Source organism: Flavicella marina (assembly GCF_009193215.1).
GTDB classification, from domain to species: Bacteria; Bacteroidota; Bacteroidia; order Flavobacteriales; family Flavobacteriaceae; genus Flavicella; species Flavicella marina.
Window position 1 is genome coordinate 835575 of sequence record NZ_VYVA01000001.1, and the last position, 19251, is coordinate 854825.

Annotated in this window: 16 protein-coding genes and 1 tRNA gene; 3 read left to right on the forward strand and 14 right to left on the reverse strand. The window is 33.7% G+C overall.

Annotated features, from left to right (window positions below; genetic code table 11):
- Positions 1-14 precede the first annotated feature (14 nt).
- Positions 15-968: an NAD(P)H-dependent flavin oxidoreductase gene (locus F6P99_RS03345; RefSeq protein WP_152286013.1), complete on the reverse strand. Its 954-nt coding sequence runs from the start codon at positions 966-968 to the stop codon at positions 15-17.
- Positions 969-1118: 150 nt separating this feature from the next.
- Here F6P99_RS03345 and F6P99_RS03350 point away from each other — a divergent pair, with 150 nt between their 5' ends.
- Positions 1119-2168, forward strand: coding sequence for a ferredoxin--NADP reductase (locus F6P99_RS03350; RefSeq protein ID WP_152286014.1), 1050 nt, complete (start codon positions 1119-1121; stop codon positions 2166-2168).
- Between the two features lie 89 nt (positions 2169-2257).
- On the opposite strand, the gene F6P99_RS03355 is transcribed toward F6P99_RS03350, so the two are convergent.
- From F6P99_RS03355 to F6P99_RS03385, 7 genes are all read right to left on the reverse strand, one after another.
- A complete protein-coding gene (locus F6P99_RS03355; protein ID WP_152286015.1) occupies positions 2258-2911 on the reverse strand; it encodes a hypothetical protein in 654 nt (217 codons plus the stop codon).
- A 33-nt stretch (positions 2912-2944) separates the two neighbouring features.
- Positions 2945-4792: a M1 family metallopeptidase gene (locus F6P99_RS03360; protein WP_152286016.1), complete on the reverse strand. Its 1848-nt coding sequence runs from the start codon at positions 4790-4792 to the stop codon at positions 2945-2947.
- 19 nt (positions 4793-4811) lie between these two features.
- Positions 4812-6485 (reverse strand): S8 family peptidase, encoded by a 1674-nt coding sequence (locus F6P99_RS03365; protein WP_152286017.1) that lies wholly within the window; start codon positions 6483-6485, stop codon positions 4812-4814.
- A gap of 19 nt (positions 6486-6504) precedes the next feature.
- Positions 6505-7365 carry an MBL fold metallo-hydrolase gene (locus F6P99_RS03370; protein ID WP_152286018.1) on the reverse strand — a complete coding sequence of 287 codons (861 nt, stop codon included), beginning with the start codon at positions 7363-7365 and terminating at the stop codon, positions 6505-6507.
- A 148-nt stretch (positions 7366-7513) separates the two neighbouring features.
- Positions 7514-7587: transfer RNA gene (locus F6P99_RS03375), tRNA-Cys, on the reverse strand.
- Positions 7588-7699: 112 nt separating this feature from the next.
- Positions 7700-8059 (reverse strand): dihydroneopterin aldolase, encoded by a 360-nt coding sequence (gene folB / locus F6P99_RS03380; RefSeq protein ID WP_152286019.1) that lies wholly within the window; start codon positions 8057-8059, stop codon positions 7700-7702.
- A gap of 111 nt (positions 8060-8170) precedes the next feature.
- On the reverse strand, positions 8171-8401 hold the full coding sequence (locus F6P99_RS03385) for a hypothetical protein (RefSeq protein ID WP_152286020.1): 231 nt from the start codon (positions 8399-8401) through the stop codon (positions 8171-8173).
- Positions 8402-8586: 185 nt separating this feature from the next.
- Between F6P99_RS03385 and F6P99_RS03390 the strand changes: the two genes are divergently transcribed.
- Both F6P99_RS03390 and F6P99_RS03395 read left to right on the forward strand, forming a co-directional pair.
- Positions 8587-10677: a glutamine--tRNA ligase/YqeY domain fusion protein gene (locus F6P99_RS03390; protein ID WP_152286021.1), complete on the forward strand. Its 2091-nt coding sequence runs from the start codon at positions 8587-8589 to the stop codon at positions 10675-10677.
- 45 nt (positions 10678-10722) lie between these two features.
- Positions 10723-11778 carry a nucleoid-associated protein gene (locus F6P99_RS03395; protein ID WP_152286022.1) on the forward strand — a complete coding sequence of 352 codons (1056 nt, stop codon included), beginning with the start codon at positions 10723-10725 and terminating at the stop codon, positions 11776-11778.
- 53 nt (positions 11779-11831) lie between these two features.
- Here F6P99_RS03395 and F6P99_RS03400 read toward each other — a convergent pair whose 3' ends face one another.
- From F6P99_RS03400 to F6P99_RS03425, 6 genes are all read right to left on the reverse strand, one after another.
- Positions 11832-12755 carry a leucine-rich repeat domain-containing protein gene (locus F6P99_RS03400; protein WP_152286023.1) on the reverse strand — a complete coding sequence of 308 codons (924 nt, stop codon included), beginning with the start codon at positions 12753-12755 and terminating at the stop codon, positions 11832-11834.
- Between the two features lie 60 nt (positions 12756-12815).
- Positions 12816-14000 (reverse strand): glycoside hydrolase family 99-like domain-containing protein, encoded by a 1185-nt coding sequence (locus F6P99_RS03405; protein ID WP_152286024.1) that lies wholly within the window; start codon positions 13998-14000, stop codon positions 12816-12818.
- A 112-nt stretch (positions 14001-14112) separates the two neighbouring features.
- Positions 14113-15420 (reverse strand): glycoside hydrolase family 71/99 protein, encoded by a 1308-nt coding sequence (locus F6P99_RS03410; RefSeq protein ID WP_152286025.1) that lies wholly within the window; start codon positions 15418-15420, stop codon positions 14113-14115.
- Between the two features lie 30 nt (positions 15421-15450).
- The gene (locus F6P99_RS03415) at positions 15451-16686 is read right to left on the reverse strand and encodes an MFS transporter (protein ID WP_152286026.1); all 1236 of its coding nucleotides are present in this window, start codon (positions 16684-16686) and stop codon (positions 15451-15453) included.
- 14 nt (positions 16687-16700) lie between these two features.
- Entirely contained in the window at positions 16701-17714 is a 1014-nt protein-coding gene (locus F6P99_RS03420; RefSeq protein WP_226913001.1) for a glycoside hydrolase family 130 protein, read from the reverse strand.
- A 12-nt stretch (positions 17715-17726) separates the two neighbouring features.
- Positions 17727-19247 (reverse strand): RagB/SusD family nutrient uptake outer membrane protein, encoded by a 1521-nt coding sequence (locus F6P99_RS03425; RefSeq protein ID WP_152286027.1) that lies wholly within the window; start codon positions 19245-19247, stop codon positions 17727-17729.
- Positions 19248-19251: the final 4 nt, after the last annotated feature.

Consider the following 19251-nt stretch of genomic DNA (forward strand, 5'->3'; position numbering starts at 1 on the left):
CACCTATAAACAACCTAAACAAACCGGTCGATAATGGTTTTTACGGATTCAATTTTCTTGGTGTGCTCGATGGTAGAACCTGCAACCCAAACTGTTTTATAGGTTGCTTTTTTTGCCGCTTTTACCACATCGTTTGAGCCTTTTATATAGCGAAGTAATTTGACCCATTTTTTTATCTTTCTATTTCGATTCAACAAGCGCTCAAGCCATGTTTCTCGAGTTCCAATTTTCTGAACATAGGGTGTATTGATTACTGTACATGGAGTCCCAGAAATTTTTCTAGTCACTACAATATCTTCTGCTCCATAGGCAACACAAGCTTGTTTGTATTCAATAGATATCTCTGCCTCTTCTGAAGCGATAAACGGACTTCCTATAGATACTCCGGCCGCGCCATAAGAAATCATTTTTTCTAACTGCTCTTTATTCCCTACTCCACCCGCTGAAATAACCGGAAGCTTACTGTTTTCTATCAATTGTGGAATCAAGACTTCTGGACTCAAATCTCCACGATGCCCCCCAGCAATGTTATTCACTGCAATCAAAGCATCACAACCCAAAGCTTCTACTTTTTGCGCGTGTCTTAAATTTACCACATCACAAAAAACTTTTATTCCTTTTTTATGAGCTTCATTGATAATCAATTGTGGATTTCCGAGAGAGGTAATGATAAAATCCACCCCCTCTTCGCAACAAACCGATAGCTGTTCTTTGTATTTTAAGTTTGATTTATTGACAATTATATTGATGCCATATGCCCCTTTTTCCGTTTTAGCTTCTCTAAGTTCTCGAATGGCGTCACGAAGTGCTTCTGTTGTTCTATAATTCAATGCCGGTATACATCCTGCAATATTTTTTTGCATGGCGGCAACTACCATTTTTACATTCGACACCAAAAACATAGGCGCAATTAGCATCGGATGCTCAATCCCTAATAACTCCTGTAATGTTTTTGTTTTTTCGTTCATATCACTATTTCCAATGCGAACTCTAAATATACAAAATAATAAGAGCCTTTGCTCTAACATATGTTAAATAAAGAAATGTATTATTTTTCAAAAAAACTCTCCGATTTTGAGAAGTTTCGTACTTTTGCAACCTATAAATTTTAGACTCATATGCCACATTTTCATAGCTTATCGATTAAAGAAATAATAAAAGAAACCAGCTCAGCTGTTTCAATTCTTTTTGATGTACCTGAAGATTTAAAAAAAACATTCTCATTTAAAGCAGGTCAATACGTAACCGTTCGAACACAAATCAATGACGAAGATGTTAGACGTGCTTATTCCATCTGTTCTTCAGAAAAAAGTGGGGATTTAAAAATTGCAGTTAAAGCTATTGAAAAAGGGTTGTTTTCTAATCACGCATACAACATCCTAAAAAATGGTGATGTATTAGAAGTTGCTCCACCTGAAGGAAATTTTTCACTAGACACAGATCAAAACAACGTAAAACGTTATTTAAGCTTTACAGCAGGTAGTGGTATTACACCAATTTTTTCTATGATCAAAACGGTTTTAGAAAACGAACCTAAATCAACTTTTACATTGGTTTACGGAAATAAAACAGCCGATGAAACAATTTTCAAGGCAGAATTAGACGCTTTATCGAAAGAGTTTATTGCACGATTAAATATCAAATATGTGTTTAGTCAAGAAGAAAACAACGGTGCTTTACAGGGTAGAATTAACAAGCAGGTGGTGAATTATATCGTAAGAGAAAAATTTAATCACTTAAACTTCGATGCGTTTTTCTTGTGTGGACCAGAAGAAATGATTCAAGAAGTTTCTAAAACACTTACAGAAGATGGATTCTCTGAAGAAAACATCAACTACGAATTATTCTTTTCTTCTGCAGATACTAAAGATGTAAATACTGCTGACGGCGTTTCTGAAATTACCGTCTTAGTTGATGATGAAGAAACAACCTTCACTATGGATCAAAAAGATACCATCTTAGCTGCTTCATTGCGTCATAATATCGATGCTCCTTATTCTTGTCAAGGAGGTGTTTGTAGTAGTTGTATGGGGAAAGTAACCGAAGGTCATGCGATGATGACATCCAATAGTATTTTAACTGATGATGAAATTGAAGAAGGATTGGTATTGACCTGTCAAGCACACCCAACCACTGCAAAAATCAGCATTGATTTTGACGATGTTTAAAATATATTTACTTTAAAATTTTTGAAAATACAATAAAAAAAGCCAACGAATTCGTTGGCTTTTTTTATCTATACACTTTACATTTCAACCTAATGATTGTTTTGAAACTCATCAATATCGTTGATGTATTCATTTATCAATTTAACACACTCAATAAACAAAAAGGTATTGAATTCTTCAGGTGTCAAATCTGTACCCGATAAACTGTAGGTATGCTTCACTGTTGAAACATTGTATTTCATCTTACCAGTGATTTTTTTCTCACCGAACATCAAATCATATGCTAAACCTGTTCCTTTGGAATGTACGGAACCTGTAATTTTTTTATTATCAAAATTTAATTCATACGTATCTTCTGTACCCATCATATTATGAGTCACTTTCCCAACTAATTTTTTCCCTTGTACCTGAATATCCCAAAGATCGTTGGTGTGATTTGGTGCCCGATCAATTTTTCCTTCAATCTTACCGAACGGCGATTTTAGATCGACATGAAATTTTGAAAACTTGTCCTTAATAATTCCCGACAACTCCCCCGAATCACTTTTAAGATTTACCGTATATTTTGACCCTGTAAAATTAGAATGGATTTCTCCGTTAAACCGAGCATCTCCATAACCAAAATCTTCAAAATGTATCGTGGTTGTTTTTGTATTTACAATTCCTGTTATTTCTTGAGAGGACAGCTTTTCAGAAACCAATAAAATAAAAATAACGACCCATACCGATCTAAGATACTTCATGTTTTTATGTTATATTTTTATGTTGATTTACATTTATTCTTCAACTTGTCTTGGGAAAACATTGTTCGATAAATCTTTATCTGCCATCAAACCAGAAACATCTATACGGACTTGTTTTATTGTTTTTGTTGTAGAAAATTCATAACTCGGAGCCACCCATGACCAAGTTTCTAAAACTGAAGCCCTCGTGGGTTTTTCACCGCGCATCATCGTTAATGGGATATAAAACCCCTCAATAGAACCATCTTCATACATCACCTGCAAATCTATAGGCATTGGCATTCCACCAAGTCTGGTTAACTTTATGTTTTTACCCTCGGAAACAGCTACTTCATAATCTATTGTATGTTTAGTTTGTGTCCAATAATTCAGATACCAATCTAATTGAATCCCTGAAACTTTTTCTGCGGTTCTTTTGATATCATTAGGTGTAGGATGCTTGAATTTAAAATCTTCATAGTATTTTTTTAAAGTCTTCTCTACATTCTCTTTACCTATTATATACTCTAATTGTGACAAAAAAATTGACCCTTTGCTATAACTTCCAATCCCATAAGCAAAATTATAATGATACGCATCTGCCTGAGTTGTTAGTGGCTCTTCAATTCCATACCCTAATAAATTGAAATAACCATCATACGATCCTTGTAGCGGATTCTCTTTGCCTTCATTTAAAATTTCATTTTCAGCATGATTTGAAATATAGGTTGTAAATCCTTCGTCCATCCAAGGATGCTTACTCTCATTTGTTGCCAACACAAACTGAAACCATGAATGTGCCATTTCGTGTGCAACAACCCCAACCAGACTTCCGAAAGAACGCTCTCCGGTAACTAAGGTACACATAGCATACTCCATACCTCCATCACCTCCTTGAATTACCGAGTACTGCTTGTAAGGATAATCACCAATATGTTTGTTATAATAAGCAAGTAGCTCTGCGGTTTTCGGCTGTAAGTTTTTCCAATTGTCCACATACTCCTTGTCCATTTTTTTCTTGTATAAAAAATGGAGTTTCACATCATTTTCTGCTGTTAAAACATCATGCTGAAATTTAGGATCTGCCGCCCAAGTAAAATCGTGCACATTTGGCGCTACGAAATGCCATGTCAGTTTTTTTCCTTTCTGACGTTTCACTTTGACTCCTTCATCCTCGTAACCATAGCCGATTTCATTTCCGTTTTGAAGATATCCAGATCCACCAACAATGTATTTTTTATCGATATGAAGTGTTACATCAAAATCACCCCAAACTCCATGAAATTCCCTTGCGATATACGAATTGGCATGCCATCCCTCAAAGTCGTATTCTGCCATTTTTGGATACCATTGTGCCATAGATAATGCCACTCCTTCTTTATTATTTCTACCCGATCTACGAATTTGAACTGGAACTTGTCCTAAAAAATCCATTTCAAAAGTTGTTTTTTCCCCTGGATTAATTGGCGTTGCTAATTGTACTTCTAAAATAGTACCTGCTACTTTCGTTTTGAGATTTTTCCCGTCTTGTGTTAGTAAATTTACCTTAATAAAACCTATTTCACCCAGGGTTAACTTTGAAATTCTACTGGTAACAACTGGATTTTCATCGGTTCCAGTTTTGTCAACCATTCGTCCATCTGGATCCGCAATATTTTGCAATCGGATATCCATTTCACTACCAGGTTGAAATGCATTAAAATATAAATGATAATAAACTTTATCAAGCACATCAGGCGAATTATTGGTATAAATCAACGATTGCTTACCGTGATATTGATAGTTTTTTACATCCATATCAATATCCATTGTATAAGACACATGTTGCTGCCAATAAGCAGTGTTTTGCGCCGTCAATGCAAACGAAAAACTCAGACTCATCAATGCGAAAAATAACCTCATAGATCTGCTATTTTAAAAATTACTTTTTCTTTTTAGCTGTCATTTCTTCAGCCATTTTAACCGCATTGTATGCATTTACAATTCTACCAGAAACACACAACTCAGATAAACTTACCAATTCACCCTCTGTACCTGGCTTGATTACTTTAAAATTAATAACCGTTCCAGAATTCATTAAAATATGCTTCACTTGACTGGCAGATAATTCAGGGTAATAAGAGCGAATCATCGCAGCAACTCCGGCTGTAGAAGGAGATGCCATTGATGTACCACTTAAATATTGGTATTCATTGTTTGGCACAGTTGCATATACCTGCACACCCGGTGCAAATACATCAACATTGATTCTTCCATAATTTGAAAATGTTGCTAACATGTGCTCATCATAACTAGAACCCATTGCACCAACAGTAATCATATTATCAGAAATTTCTTCTTTTAAATCTGGTGCATCGTTTGGAAAAGATACAATTTCATCAATATTATCAGCATCATTACCTGCTGCATTTACAATTAACACATCGTGTTTTTCTGCATATTTAATTGCTTCATGTACCCAGTCTGCATGCATAGAGTATCCTTTACCGAAACTGGTGTTGATTACTTTGGCTCCATTATCTACCGCATATCTAAATGCCAAAGCAACATCTTTATCATACTCATCACCATTTGGCACACAGCGAACAGACATCAATTTTACATTTTTTGCAACACCATCAACTCCTTTTCCATTATCATTTGTAGCTAAAATAATACCCGCTACATGTGTTCCGTGAATTTCATCGTCTTGACGGTTTTTCGGATTTCCGTCTCCATAAAACTTAGTAGACATGTCATTTTCATCATCACCTAACAATTCTTTTCTTGGATTAAAATCTAAATTATAGTGACTGTCTACAGAAGACGCATAATGATCTACTCCACGCTTTATCTGTTTCATTTCTGCCGGAATACTTGTACCTCCTTTCAATACATTCATAGCCAACTCTCTTTGCTTCAACAACATTTCATCTTCAGAAACAATTGCTTCCACATCTTCTAGTAGATACTCTTCTTTACCCGTAGCTCCAACCATTGCATTATGCGATGTCTCGAACATTTTATAATAAAACGTATATTTTTCTTTTTCAGAGGCAGCTTCGTCTAGTTTTTTATCAAAAATTTCTTTTAGCTTCATGTACTCATCGTACTCAGCTTTATCGTTAGGATCTATTTGATTTTCAGTCTTTCCTTCAAATTTTTCTGACTTTAATTTGATAATTCTTGTAATCTCAAGATTCTCATCGTAGATCTCACCTAAAAAATTCCAACCATGGATATCATCAACATAGCCATTTTTATCATCGTCAATTCCATTCCCAGCAATTTCTTTAGGATTTGACCACAATACATCTTTCAAATCTTCATGTTCTAAATCAACACCAGAATCATTTACTGCAACAATAACTTCTGTAGATTCTTTACCTTTTAAAAACTCATAAGCTTGCAAAACACTCATACCAGGAATGGTATCTGTTGCAATATCTGCATGTCCCCATGTTTGCCTTTCTTGCTCAGACAGCGCTAAATTTTTTGCGCTAATTTCTACGCCATTTTGTACCGCTACCGGCACAGGGATTTTGTGAACAGATTTACAGCTTACCAAAGCTGCAGCTACAAAGGTTGTTACATAAAAAGGTTTTAAAAATCTCATATCTATTTATTTAAAAAAATCAACTAAATACTTCGTTAAAAGTATAACTATTTTGGAGACGCACTCCTTTATCTGTATGTTTCACGGTACACAATTCATGTTGTGCATCATGCTCCATAAATACTATATATTCTTTGTCAGCCGCTTCGTTAAGAAACAGCTCTTTTTCGCTCATTGTCAACAACGGACGCGTATCATACCCCATTACATAAGGCAATGGTAAATGCCCAACCGTTGGCAATAAATCTGCAGCAAATACAATGGTTTTATTTTTGTATTGAATGTGTGGGATCATTTGTTTTTCAGTATGACCGTCCACCGACAAAATATCAAAATTCAAAACCGAATTTTTCAAAAAACTTTGCCCTTGTAAATCGACAAATTGCAATTGACCGCTTTCTTGAATGGGCTTTATATTCTCTGTTAAAAAAGAAGCTTTTTCACGTGGATTCGGTGAAATAGCCCATTGCCAATGTGCCTGATTTGACCAATAAATTGCATTTTTAAAAGCAGGCTCATATCCCGTTTTAGCTGCATTCCATTGAATGGCTCCACCACAATGATCGAAATGCAGATGCGTTAAGAAAACATCTGTAATTTGATCACGATGAAACCCAAGCTTTTGTAAAGAACTATCTAAAGAAAAATCTCCAGACAAGTAAAAGTAACCGAAAAACTTTTCAGATTGCTTATTACCGATTCCAGTATCTAACAAAATTAACCTGTCTCCATCTTCAATCAGCAAGCAACGCATGGTTAAATCTATCATGTTATTTGCATCGGCAGGATTGGTACGACTCCATATACTTTTCGGAACAACTCCAAACATTGCTCCTCCATCCAATTTTATCAAACCTGTTTCTATAGGATAAATTTTCATAGAGATCGTGTTTTCAGAACGAAAGCTCCAAAATACAATTTATAATGGAAGAATCTTCTAAATACCTAACAAAAATGACGAATAAAAAGGAGTTTCTATGTTAAGAAAACTAAAAAACCACCTAACAAAATTGAAAGGTGGTTTTACTTGGAGGCGTCGAGCGGATTCGAACCGCTGTAGATGGTTTTGCAGACCACTGCCTAGCCACTCGGCCACAACGCCATTGAGGGTGCAAATTTAGTTAATTTTCTAATTTGCACAAGATTTTTTTATTGAAATATGCGTTATTTATTATTCTTGATTTTTCAGAAGTTAAAAAACGCTATCGGTGCTATTATTTTCGACGTTTGTTCAATACAATCGTCACTTGTTCTACATCACCTCCTATAGGTGGGTTTATTTTAGAAACAGCTGTTTTTACTCGTTTTACAATAGGAATTTCTTTTAGAATACGATCTTGAATTCTTTTTGCAACATGCTCTAATAACTCAGAACGAATGGCCATTTCTTCTTTCACAATTAAATTTACATGCACATAATCAACCGTATCTGCTAACTTATCAGAAGCACACGATTTGGTTAAGTCTGCTTTGACTTCAATATCAACTCTATAATCTGAACCGATTTTTGCTTCTTCCTCTAAACAACCGTGATACGAATAAGCACGTATATTCTCTACTCTAATAATTCCCATGAAAAATATTTTGAGTGCAAATTTAGCAAATAGCTTTATAGAACAACTTTAACAAACTGTTATTTTCAAAAAATGTCGAAGTAAAAACTCACTTCGACATTTCATGGAAACCTAAATAGTTCCGTCTCTTTTTCGCAATTTTAATCCGCTGATGTGTTGGGCAACAAAACGTTGAATAAACGACATTTTTTTTAATTCATTTGGTCGAAACAAATCGGTTCGATAATTTTTAATTTTTCGAATCCTTTTTCCGGCATAATGTTGTCTGCCCCACCCAGTAGGCGATTTAAAAGCTTTCAAATCACCATTCGTCATCCCTTCATGTGAAATTGAATCTAACATAAGTAACTAGTTTTTGGTGAAAAAAAATATATCGCATAAAAAATGCTCTCTTCAGTATACGAAATTTTTCTGAAATTCTCTAGATTTTAAGCTGATATTTTCAAAACTTCAAGAAGTAAATAGCTCTCTATTCAGCGTAATTTCTTTAAATTTGTGCCTTTAATTAACAATTCAACTTGTTGAAGATGACAGAAGAAAAAAAGTCTTTGAATTTTATAGAACAAATCATTGAAGAAGATTTAAACAATGGTTTGCCACAAGACAAACTACGTTTTCGTTTTCCACCAGAACCAAATGGATACTTACACATAGGACATGCTGCATCAATCTGCCTTAATTTTGGGTTAGGATTGAGATACAATGCACCTGTAAATTTGCGTTTCGACGACACCAATCCTGCCAAAGAAGAGCAAGAGTATGTTGATGCAATCCGTAGGGATGTAAAATGGTTAGGTTTTGAATGGGATAAAGAATTTTTCTCATCAGATTATTTTCAACAATTATACGATTGGGCATTAACTTTAATTAAAGAAGGTAAAGCCTATGTTGATAACCAAAGTTCAGAAGAAATGGCTATTCAAAAAGGGACTCCAACAGAGCCTGGAACCGATAGCCCAAACAGAAATCGTTCTATCGAAGAGAATCTTTCTTTGTTTTTACAAATGAAGAACGGTGAACTTGAAGAAGGTTCTCATGTATTGCGTGCAAAAATAGACATGCAACATGTAAACATGCACATGCGTGACCCAATTATGTACAGAATTTTGAAAAAAGAACACCATCGCACAGGTAATGATTGGTGTATTTACCCGATGTACGATTGGACACACGGAGAGTCTGATTATTTAGAACAAATATCTCATTCTATCTGTACACTTGAATTTAAAAGTCATCGTGATTTATATGAATGGTATGTTGATCAAGTAATCGACACTTCAAAATTGAGACCTAAACAACGTGAATTTGCTCGTAGAAATTTAAGTTATACCGTGATGAGCAAACGTAAATTACTACAAATTGTTGAAGAAGGTGTTGTAAGTGGATGGGATGACCCTCGTATGCCTACCATCTCTGGATTGAGAAGAAGAGGATACACTCCTGAATCTATCAGAAAATTTAGTGATACTGCGGGAATCTCAAAAAGAGACAATGTGACGGATGTTGCCTTGTTAGAATATTGCATCAAAGACGATTTGAATAAAACTGCACCACGTGTAATGGCTGTTTTAGATCCTTTGAAATTAGTTATTACAAATTATCCTGAAGGAAAAGAAGAATGGGTAACAGCAGAAAACAATCCTGAAGATGAAAACGCTGGTTCTCGTGATGTCCCTTTTTCAAGAGAAATTTACATTGAGAAAGAAGACTTTAGAGAACAGGCTAATAAAAAATTCTTCCGTTTGAAATTGGGAGGTGAAGTTCGTTTAAAAAACACCTACATCATCAAGGCTAACGAGGTAATCAAAGATGCTGAAGGAAATATTACCGAAGTACATTGCACCTACGACGAAGACTCAAAAAGTGGTAGTGGTACCGAAGCGAGCAAACGCAGAGTAAAAGGAACTTTGCACTGGGTATCTATCGCCCACGCAACAAAAGCTGAGGTACGTTTGTACGACAGATTATTTACTGACGAAGCTCCTGATGGACATAAAGACAGAGATTTTAAAGAGTTTTTAAATCCGAATTCTCTTACCATAGGCACTGCATATGTTGAACCAAGTTTACAAGAAACAAAACCAGGCAACAAATATCAATTCCAACGTAAAGGATATTTTTGTACAGATTTAGACAGTACAGCTGATCGATTGGTTTTTAACAAAACTGTTGGCTTAACAGACTCTTGGGCAAAGCAAGAAAAAAAAGCTACAGCTCCAGCAAAAAACGAAGCATTTGAAAAAGTTGGTCCGCTAGCAGGAAAGTTTTTAAAAGCTAGAAGTGATGAAGAAAGAAACGAATTGAAAGCTGCTGTTAAAGAATTGAGCAACAGTATTCCTTTTGAAGCATTGCTTACTCCTTTTCAAACTGCAAAATCAAACAAAGAAATCTTAGCTTGTTTGTTAGTTTTACCAAACATTGAAACGAAAGAAGATAGTAATTTCGAAAATTTTGTAAAGATTGCATTAGGGTCGAATAATTCAAGTATCAAAGTTGAAGTAATCAAATACGTTTTGAACAATTCTTGGTTGCGTGAAACATTCAACGACTTGCTTCAAACATTAAAAAGCGAAGATAAAAACGCTTATGTAAGAGGAATTTTAGAAGAACAACTATAAAATATAAATGCAGTATTCGTACTGCATTTTTTTTGGAAAACAAACATGATTCAGACCGAAGAAACTTTTATCAGTCAAACCATACTTCATAAAATCGGTAACAAACACACCGAAACAGAAAACATTTATTCAGAAAGTTTACTAAATACAGAAGATGAAGAACTGTATAAATTATTGTTTTCAATGAGTTTAAAACCTTTTGGTAAAATCAATGAATTTTATAATTTTCAGCACGCTACGCATCTTTCCATGAACGAAATGTTCACTTATTGTGCAGAAACTTTTGACGACCCAAATACATTTATTGAAAACAGCAAACATATTGCACAACACCTCTTCGAACAATCTTCATACCCACAAATAAAAACGGGTGACCTCATCGCTTCTTACTTTTCAGATATCTTTATTAAAGGTGAGTTGGTAGATGCCATTGGAATCATAAAAATCGAGAAAAGAACACCTTTTTTTCAAACATTCAAAGAAGGGAATGAAATTTCTTTAGGCATAGACAAAGGTATCAATCCTGGAAAACTTGATAAAGCTTGTTTGATCTTAAACACCGAAAAGGAAAACGGATTTACTGTGTTGACTATTGACAACAACAATTACGATGCTGCTTATTGGAAACAACATTTTTTAGGCATTGACTATGCAGATGACGATAATGCACAAACCAAACATTTTTTAGACATGTGTAAATCGTTTTCGAACACTGTTGTAAAGGAAGAATTGGGCAAACAAGAGCAAGCTGAGTTTTTGAGTACAACCCTAGGATATTTTGCCGAAAAAGATGTTGCTAGTCCAAAAGAATTTGAGGAATCTGTTTTCGAACATAACGATAGTATTCGCAATGCCTTTATCGAATACAAAGAACTCTTTGAAGAGAAAAAACAAATAGACTTTTGGGATGAGTTTGAAGTATCGAATTCTGTTCTTGAATCTCAGAAAAGAAAAATCAAAAGTGAAATTAAGTTAGACACTCATATTCAAATAAAATTAGATTTAGAAAATCCTTCATCATCCAAAGAATATTTAGAAAAAGGATTTGATGAAGAAAAGCAAATGCACTTTTACAAAGTTTATTTTAATAATGAATTGTAAATAAAACCTCCCTTTTTTTAAGAAGGTCTTATTTATAAAATAATTGGAATAAATTATTTTTTGACAATTCTTTTTACTGAATTTCCATTACTTGTTTCAATAAAAACATTGTATTGACCATTTGGTAATTCACTAATATCAACCATATTTACATTGCTAATCAGCACCAACTGACCAACCATATTATATATCAACACATTTTGTAAAACCATATTACCAGGTAATCTTATTTGAAAATTGTTGATCACCGGATTTGGATATACTTCTGCAAAAATTTTAGTTTTCTTTTGTGAACTTAAAACACCATGACTAAAATTTAACCAAACAGCTGCGGCTTGATATGCTGCAGAACCTGAAGAAGGCACTAAAAGATTAATATTTTCAGAAGCCAATCCTTCAAACACATTTGCATTAATTACAGCAGGGACAACAGTAGCTATTGAAAAAGAATCTAACAAGCTACACCATGCAAATGATTGATCTCCAATTGTTATAATTGCATCGCCCAAAATAACTGTCTCTAAGCTTGTACAAGCAAAAAAAGACAACGAACCCAAAGACGTTAATGAATCAGGAAAGCTAATACTTGGCAAACTCGTACATTTATAAAAAGCACCATTTCCAACCGTACTAACAGAGTTTCCAACAGTAACATTTGTTAAACTAGCACAATTTGCAAAAGCATCATTGACAATTGTAACAACTGAATTTGGAATTACAACACTTGAAATAGAACTACCAGAAAAAGCATAATCTTTAATCGTTGTTACTGTATAAACTTGACCATTATAAGTAACATTATCTAAAATTATTACAGAACCTGTAGCACCTTGATTGTCACCTACAGTAACATAAAAATTAACAGCATCAATTACCGAATAATTTAAGCCGCTTTCTGTAAAATTCTGCGCTTTTAAAAAAACAGAAATCATAATTAGTAAAGGGGTAATGAAGTAATTTTTTTTCATAGTTTTCATAATTTTCAAATTTTATTAATTATTATTTTTTGGTAATTAGAAATACCTATAAGAATATTTCTAATTTTTCAACATTTTATTTGCCTCGACAAAACGTCTAGAACAATAAAGAGACAATGATTTTTTAATCGTATTTGACAACTCAAAGTCACCTTGTTTTTCTAATTCATTAATAGCTTCATATATATTTTTTGCTACCTTAAATTTAAATTCATTAGTAGATAAATCTTTATTTTTTAAACTATTCGTTTTTGTGGTTGTTTGAATCAAATAATCATAGCCATTCTCTATACTTGGCTCAATTTCTGTTCCTTCATTCCAATCATTCCAAGTCTCAACTACCACATATTTTAACGGAATTTTTCCTTGATAGTTAAAAACATAATCCCACGTTTTATCATAAACTTTTCCGTTCTGCCTACTGATCAACCGATTACCTCCCCATGAAGCATTCTTCCGATCGTCAAACCCAGGCCAAACTCCTCCACTAACAAAATCATATTTTTTCTTAAATTTATTTACACTTAAATAAAAATAATCGAGATAATCTCCTCCCCAATTTAAGCCGTTTTTATCCCAATTCCCTCCAGGTTGTACCCATGGGTAATAAGCATCTACAAAATTTTTAGTGTCTTCTCCTTCTCCAAATGTATTCCATATCAGATAAGGTTTTTCAGATGTAAATACCGCATCTAAAACTGTTCTAAAATCTTGGGGTAGTAAGAATTTTTTTGGGTAATCGAAAGAATAAAAAATTGGTCGATTATTATATTTCATATAATGATCTCTGTTCACAATATTATCTCTGAAATCTTCCATTTTTCTAAAAGTTGTATCCAAAGGTTTTTGTAAGTCAAACCCCTGATCATCATAACTTAACAAGTATTTAAGAGAAAAATTATCTTCGGAGATTTCATGTAATTCATCAATTACATTAAACAATAACTGCATCGTTTTATGGTCGTATGAATCTTTCACATTAATTACAATTCCGTCTATACCCGCAGCCCAAGTCAAAAGTGAATGATAATACAATGTTGATTTATTATGTGAGTCATATTGTCCTATTATTGGAGTATTAGCATGCCCATACTTCCAATGTCTTAAAGAATCAACAGATGATGATTTTTCTCCATACCATCCCATATAATGAACGACAACTTTTGGATGTTCGTTTTGAGATTTCACATTGCATGAAATAAACAAACTACAAGTCAAATAAAAAAACAAATATTTTAAAAACATATGCACTCTTCTTTTATTGATTTATTAATGAAAGTAATTTGCCTTTTCGCAACTAACTCTTTCGAATCGGCAAATCACTTTACATGAACCTACAAACTAACTATTATTAACATTACTTATTGTCAATTATTTCTTCTGCTAAATTGAAAGATTCTTCTCCTTTTTTCTGCAAGAATTTTTCAATTGCTAACTCTAGTTTTGGATAAAATGTATTGTAATTCCTATTCCCATTTTCAATGAGTTTAGCAGCCTTATAGATTTGAACTGGAGCTCCAAACATATATTTTTCTGCGTCTATATTTGAATCTGTGCTTTTAAAAGTCGCAATATTTGTCGCTGTTAAATCCATGTATTTATAACCTCCGTTACCAGTAATTGGTTCTAATTCTGTTCCTTCATTAAAGTCATTCCAAGTTTCAAGAATAACCCAATCAATATCTTTACCGCCAGTATTAACTTTACTCCAAACATCGTTATAAAGTGCACCTTCTTTTCTATCAATCCATCTATTTTGTCCCCATGAAGCATTTCTATCATCAAAACCTGCCCAAACTGCCCCAGTTACAAATTGCATTTTACTATTTATTTTAAAATCTACTGCAGTATTGTAAAACCAATCTAGGTATACTTCTCCCCAATTAGATCCGTCCTCTTCAAATCCTTGTACCCAAGGGTAAATTGAGTTCATAACAAATTGATTTGGCACAGCATCAAGATCAAGTTCATTTTTCAACAGAATCGGGCTTTTTTCAGCAAAAACCTCATTCGCCACATCTCTATAATCTTGAGAGCTTAAATACCCCTCATAATCCCATATAAAAATTACTGGTGATCCATCTCTATGTAGGTATTTAGTAGTACTTGTGATAACATTATTTTTTAAATCTGTCATTTTAGCTTTTGCCAAACTTACTGTCATATCTTGATCATCATAACTAATAGCTACTGAGTAATCAAACTCAGGATACACTGCTTGAACACGTTTTAAAGATTCTATAAACAAGCCAAAAGCCTCTTCATCATAACTGGTTCTTACATTAATTATGGCTCCATCTACACCTACAGCAGAAGATAATAAAATGTGATATAAATGTGTTGCCCACGATTTTGAACTGTAATAACCAATCAAAGGTTCGTTTGCAGTTCCATCTTTCCAGTGATTTCCCGTGCTACCTTCACCAAACCAAGATAAATAATGCATATATACCTTATTGGAGGTAGTTGACGGTACTCCTATATAAAAATCAGAATCACCCCCGTCTCCATCTCCATCACCATCTCCTCCGCTTTTATTGCATTCATCACCAACGCAAGGCTCTTCATCTACAGCACTAGTAGAACAGGAAACTATTGATAAAAAAAGAGGAATAAATAAAATAAATAAGTAGTGTGTATTTTGTTTAATTTTCAATAATAACATAATAATAAATTTAAAATTTTTGTTTAATTTTTAATTGGTTCTTTTAACGATGTATTTTGCTAAGGGGATAGAAAATAATTGTACCCCCGCAATCATTAATATTGAATAACGTAACGCTGTAGTTTCAGAAAAATATTTTGCTAGAAAAATAAAAAGTACCAGCCCTAAAAACCTTCCTAAGTAAAGGCCGAACTCGTGATTCAAAATATAAGAGAATTCACTTTTTTTTTCTTTTTTTGACAATAAATTAATGACCTTTAATTGAATAGGATAATAAGAAATATCGTGTAGTGGTTGATAAAGCACCTTACTCAATACAAAAACAACCACACCAAATGCAGAAAACAAAACTGCATGTGTAAATGCTCCTATAAAAAATAACACATAAGCAATCGAAAAAATATAAATCCGATGATGTGGCTTTGAAAATCTGCCTAAAAAATACAGTGCTATCCCTGCAACTATCCCACTAATACTCAGAACCGTTGATAAAGCACCTTCATTACCAACCAATTTTAAAACCAACACAGCTGGCACAGTTACCAAATACCCTTGGGTCAACCCTTTTAACGCCGACAATATCAAAACTTTATTCCATAATTTATCGTATTTGAAGTAAATGAATTTTTTCAATTTAGGGTTGGTAAAGTTACCTTTCTGAACAATCAATGTTGAAACTATTGTTAACACAAAAACAAAAACTGTCAACAAACGATAACCAATGATTACCCCACCACCGAACCAATTCATTTTATCTGTATAAAAAAACAGAACACCAATTAATGCAGGTATAACGATTGCAGAAATCGTATAGAAAAAAGTTTCTAAGCCATAATAATAATTTCTATTGTCATCATTTGTTGTTTCTAGAGCCAAAAAGTCTCGGTTTGACCAAAAAAAACCATATGACAAACCCATTAAAAAACCTGATACTGCAATCATAAAAATAGATAAATCATCTAAAAACATCATCATAGACATTGCGACTCCGCTCAGAAGCATCCCTAAACTATACAGGTGGGCTACTTTTATACGATTTAATAGGTAACCATTGATAACAAAAGTCACCGGTATCCCTGTAAAAACAGCCAACTGATATAACAATACAATACTTGAATCATCTACACTTCGCATGATGTATGCACTTACAAATATTTCTATCACAGGAATAACCAATGAATAAATCATATTCGTAATTAACAGTATTTGCATATTTTCTGGCATTGTCTTAAAAAAAGAAAACTCACCTTTTATTGCTTTTAGCATATTTGTGTTTTTTATTATGAATTTGGATCAAAAATATGATCGATTAATTGATCCATCTCTACAGTCGCCAAGCCAATACATGTATCACAAGCTCCATAATATATATAGGCCAAATTGTCTTTTTCAATAACGCTAGTTGGAAAAACCACATTTGGAATTACCAATCCAACTTTTTCATAATATTCTTCTGGTTCCATAATATAGTTTTTGGTTCTTGCCAATACCTTTGCTGGATCTTTCAAATCTAACATAAGAGCTCCTACTCTATAAACTGAATTTTCATCAACGCCATGGTACAATAAGAGCCAACCTCTATTTGTTTTTACTGGATTGGTTGCTGCTCCAATTTTTTTACCCTCCCAAGGCTCTTGAGATGTAGCTACTAATATTGGTTCGTCCCATTCATGCATATCAGATGAATAACAAAGCCATATACCAGGTTTATCTGTACCATAATCATCTCCAACAAATTCGATTGGTCTCCTCAACAAACAATATTTTTCATCAAATTTTTCTGGAAAAAGAATATGATCACGATCATCGATATTTCTTGGCGAACTGTAACACAAATGCTCAAAACTTTTGCCATCGTTTGAAACGGCAATTCCAGATCGTGTAATCATGGGGTAAGATTCTTTTTCCCATCCGGAATATTTAGAAACATCGTAAAACGGTACGCCTTCACCTGTTGGGTAACAATCGAAGCCATATGGTTGAAAAGCATAATTCATATAAAATTTATCTTCTATTTTTACAACTCTTGGGTCTTGCACACTTCCTTCTGCAAAACCTAGCATTTCTGACTCGAAAACTGGTTTATTGTCTATAGATTTAAAATCCACACCGTCTTCACTTTCTAAAAGGCAAATGGTAGTTCTAAAAGGGCTCAATGTTTCTGCCGCTCTATCATATAGATAAAATTTACCATTTTCATAAATTGCAGCGGGATTAAAAGTTGCTACCTTTCTTATACCTTGTTCTCCTGGTATGACTATTGGATTTTTTGGATGTCTTTTTATTTTTATCAAAACTGAAATTTTTTATTTTTTTAAATTCGGATTTTTTAATACTTCTGATTCAGGAATTGGTGCATAATAATTCTCTGTTGTTGTAGCGCCAATAATAACCACCTGCTCTTGATTACTTCTTTTTGCACTTACCTCTGCTACTTTTTCTGTTCTAATCAAATCATACCATCTTTGGCCTTCACCTGCCAATTCCCAACCTTTTTCATCGATAACCGCATTGATAAAATCATCTGTATTCAAACCAGACAAATCAGACAATCCTGCTCGCTGTCTTACCTGGTTAATTGCATCGTAGGCAGATTGATCAACTCCTTTAGATCTCGCTTGAGCTTCAGCATAAATCAATAATACTTCTGAATAACGAATTAACATATATGCCGCATTATTGAAAAAAGTTGCTGTTCCTGAGGGGTCACTTTCATCAACTGCTCCATCTCTAAATTTTGCATAATAGGGATGTTTTGTTTTACTATTTGTATAATGAATTATTTGATTATCTGAATTTAAAAATTCAGTTCTAAAAGTCGCATCTTTTCTAGCTCCTGCAGGGAATTCATCAAAAAAAGTTAATTCGGTAAAAAAATCATCCCAACCGTTTTCTTCTTCTTCTGGCATTGAAGCTTTACCTGAAATATGAAAAGCTTGTGCTCCATCTCTATTGTCATACTGCAAGGCAAAAATTGATTCTTCACTATTGTCATTAACCCTTAACCACAAATCCTTAAAATTTGGCAATAAATTGTAACCATAAATTAGTTTGTTATGGATAACTTCTTTTGCCTTTTCAGCAGCCATAGCATAGCTAGATGTTATTTTTAGTGGCCACCCCGCTTGTGTCAAATATACTTCTGCAAGTAAAGACTTAGCGGCTCCTTTTGATGGAAGACCAATTTCAACCTGACGATTAGGTAACAACACCTCAGCTTGTTTTAAATCTTGGATTAACAAATCGTAAACTTCTGCTACGCTTGACAAGCCAATATCTACAGATTTAGAATTATCTGTAAACAAAGGAATCTCTCCCCAACTACGAACTAAATAAAAATAACTAAGCGCTCTAACAAAATATGCTTGACCAACCAAATTATCAATTGAGGCTTGATCTGCAATTGTAAATGCTGAATACTCGATAACCGCATTTGCATTGATAATACCTTTATAGCAACCTTTCCAAAGGTTTAATATTGCTCCATTATTAGAGGATGAGTTAAATGCATCAAATTCTCTAAAATTTCCTTTATTACCTCCAATTTGTGTTGTTAAGTCATCTGCTCCATACATGGTAGTCATATAACTAGAAGTTGCAAAACCTTCAGACCAACTTGCATCACCTCTTAACCCTGCATACATGGCTATTGTAGTGGCTCTTAAATTTGAAATATCTTCATAAATCAATTTTGGATCGTTTGGCTTTCCGTTTGGATGTTCAACTAAATCTGTACATCCAACAAATGTTATCATCAAAAAGCTTAGATAAAACCCAAGAAACACTTTACTCTTGACTCCCATAAATATTATTTTTATAATTCTCATTTCT

What these genes read in the sequence shown, in the direction of transcription:
- F6P99_RS03345 (WP_152286013.1), bottom strand. Translation starts at nt 968, where the DNA reads ATGAACGAAAAAACAAAAACATTACAGGAGTTATTAGGGATTGAGCAT.
- F6P99_RS03350 (WP_152286014.1), top strand. Translation starts at nt 1,119, where the DNA reads ATGCCACATTTTCATAGCTTATCGATTAAAGAAATAATAAAAGAAACC.
- F6P99_RS03355 (WP_152286015.1), bottom strand. Translation starts at nt 2,911, where the DNA reads ATGAAGTATCTTAGATCGGTATGGGTCGTTATTTTTATTTTATTGGTT.
- F6P99_RS03360 (WP_152286016.1), bottom strand. Translation starts at nt 4,792, where the DNA reads ATGAGGTTATTTTTCGCATTGATGAGTCTGAGTTTTTCGTTTGCATTG.
- F6P99_RS03365 (WP_152286017.1), bottom strand. Translation starts at nt 6,485, where the DNA reads ATGAGATTTTTAAAACCTTTTTATGTAACAACCTTTGTAGCTGCAGCT.
- F6P99_RS03370 (WP_152286018.1), bottom strand. Translation starts at nt 7,365, where the DNA reads ATGAAAATTTATCCTATAGAAACAGGTTTGATAAAATTGGATGGAGGA.
- folB (WP_152286019.1), bottom strand. Translation starts at nt 8,059, where the DNA reads ATGGGAATTATTAGAGTAGAGAATATACGTGCTTATTCGTATCACGGT.
- F6P99_RS03385 (WP_152286020.1), bottom strand. Translation starts at nt 8,401, where the DNA reads ATGTTAGATTCAATTTCACATGAAGGGATGACGAATGGTGATTTGAAA.
- F6P99_RS03390 (WP_152286021.1), top strand. Translation starts at nt 8,587, where the DNA reads ATGACAGAAGAAAAAAAGTCTTTGAATTTTATAGAACAAATCATTGAA.
- F6P99_RS03395 (WP_152286022.1), top strand. Translation starts at nt 10,723, where the DNA reads ATGATTCAGACCGAAGAAACTTTTATCAGTCAAACCATACTTCATAAA.
- F6P99_RS03400 (WP_152286023.1), bottom strand. Translation starts at nt 12,755, where the DNA reads ATGAAAACTATGAAAAAAAATTACTTCATTACCCCTTTACTAATTATG.
- F6P99_RS03405 (WP_152286024.1), bottom strand. Translation starts at nt 14,000, where the DNA reads ATGTTTTTAAAATATTTGTTTTTTTATTTGACTTGTAGTTTGTTTATT.
- F6P99_RS03410 (WP_152286025.1), bottom strand. Translation starts at nt 15,420, where the DNA reads ATGTTATTATTGAAAATTAAACAAAATACACACTACTTATTTATTTTA.
- F6P99_RS03415 (WP_152286026.1), bottom strand. Translation starts at nt 16,686, where the DNA reads ATGCTAAAAGCAATAAAAGGTGAGTTTTCTTTTTTTAAGACAATGCCA.
- F6P99_RS03425 (WP_152286027.1), bottom strand. Translation starts at nt 19,247, where the DNA reads ATGAGAATTATAAAAATAATATTTATGGGAGTCAAGAGTAAAGTGTTT.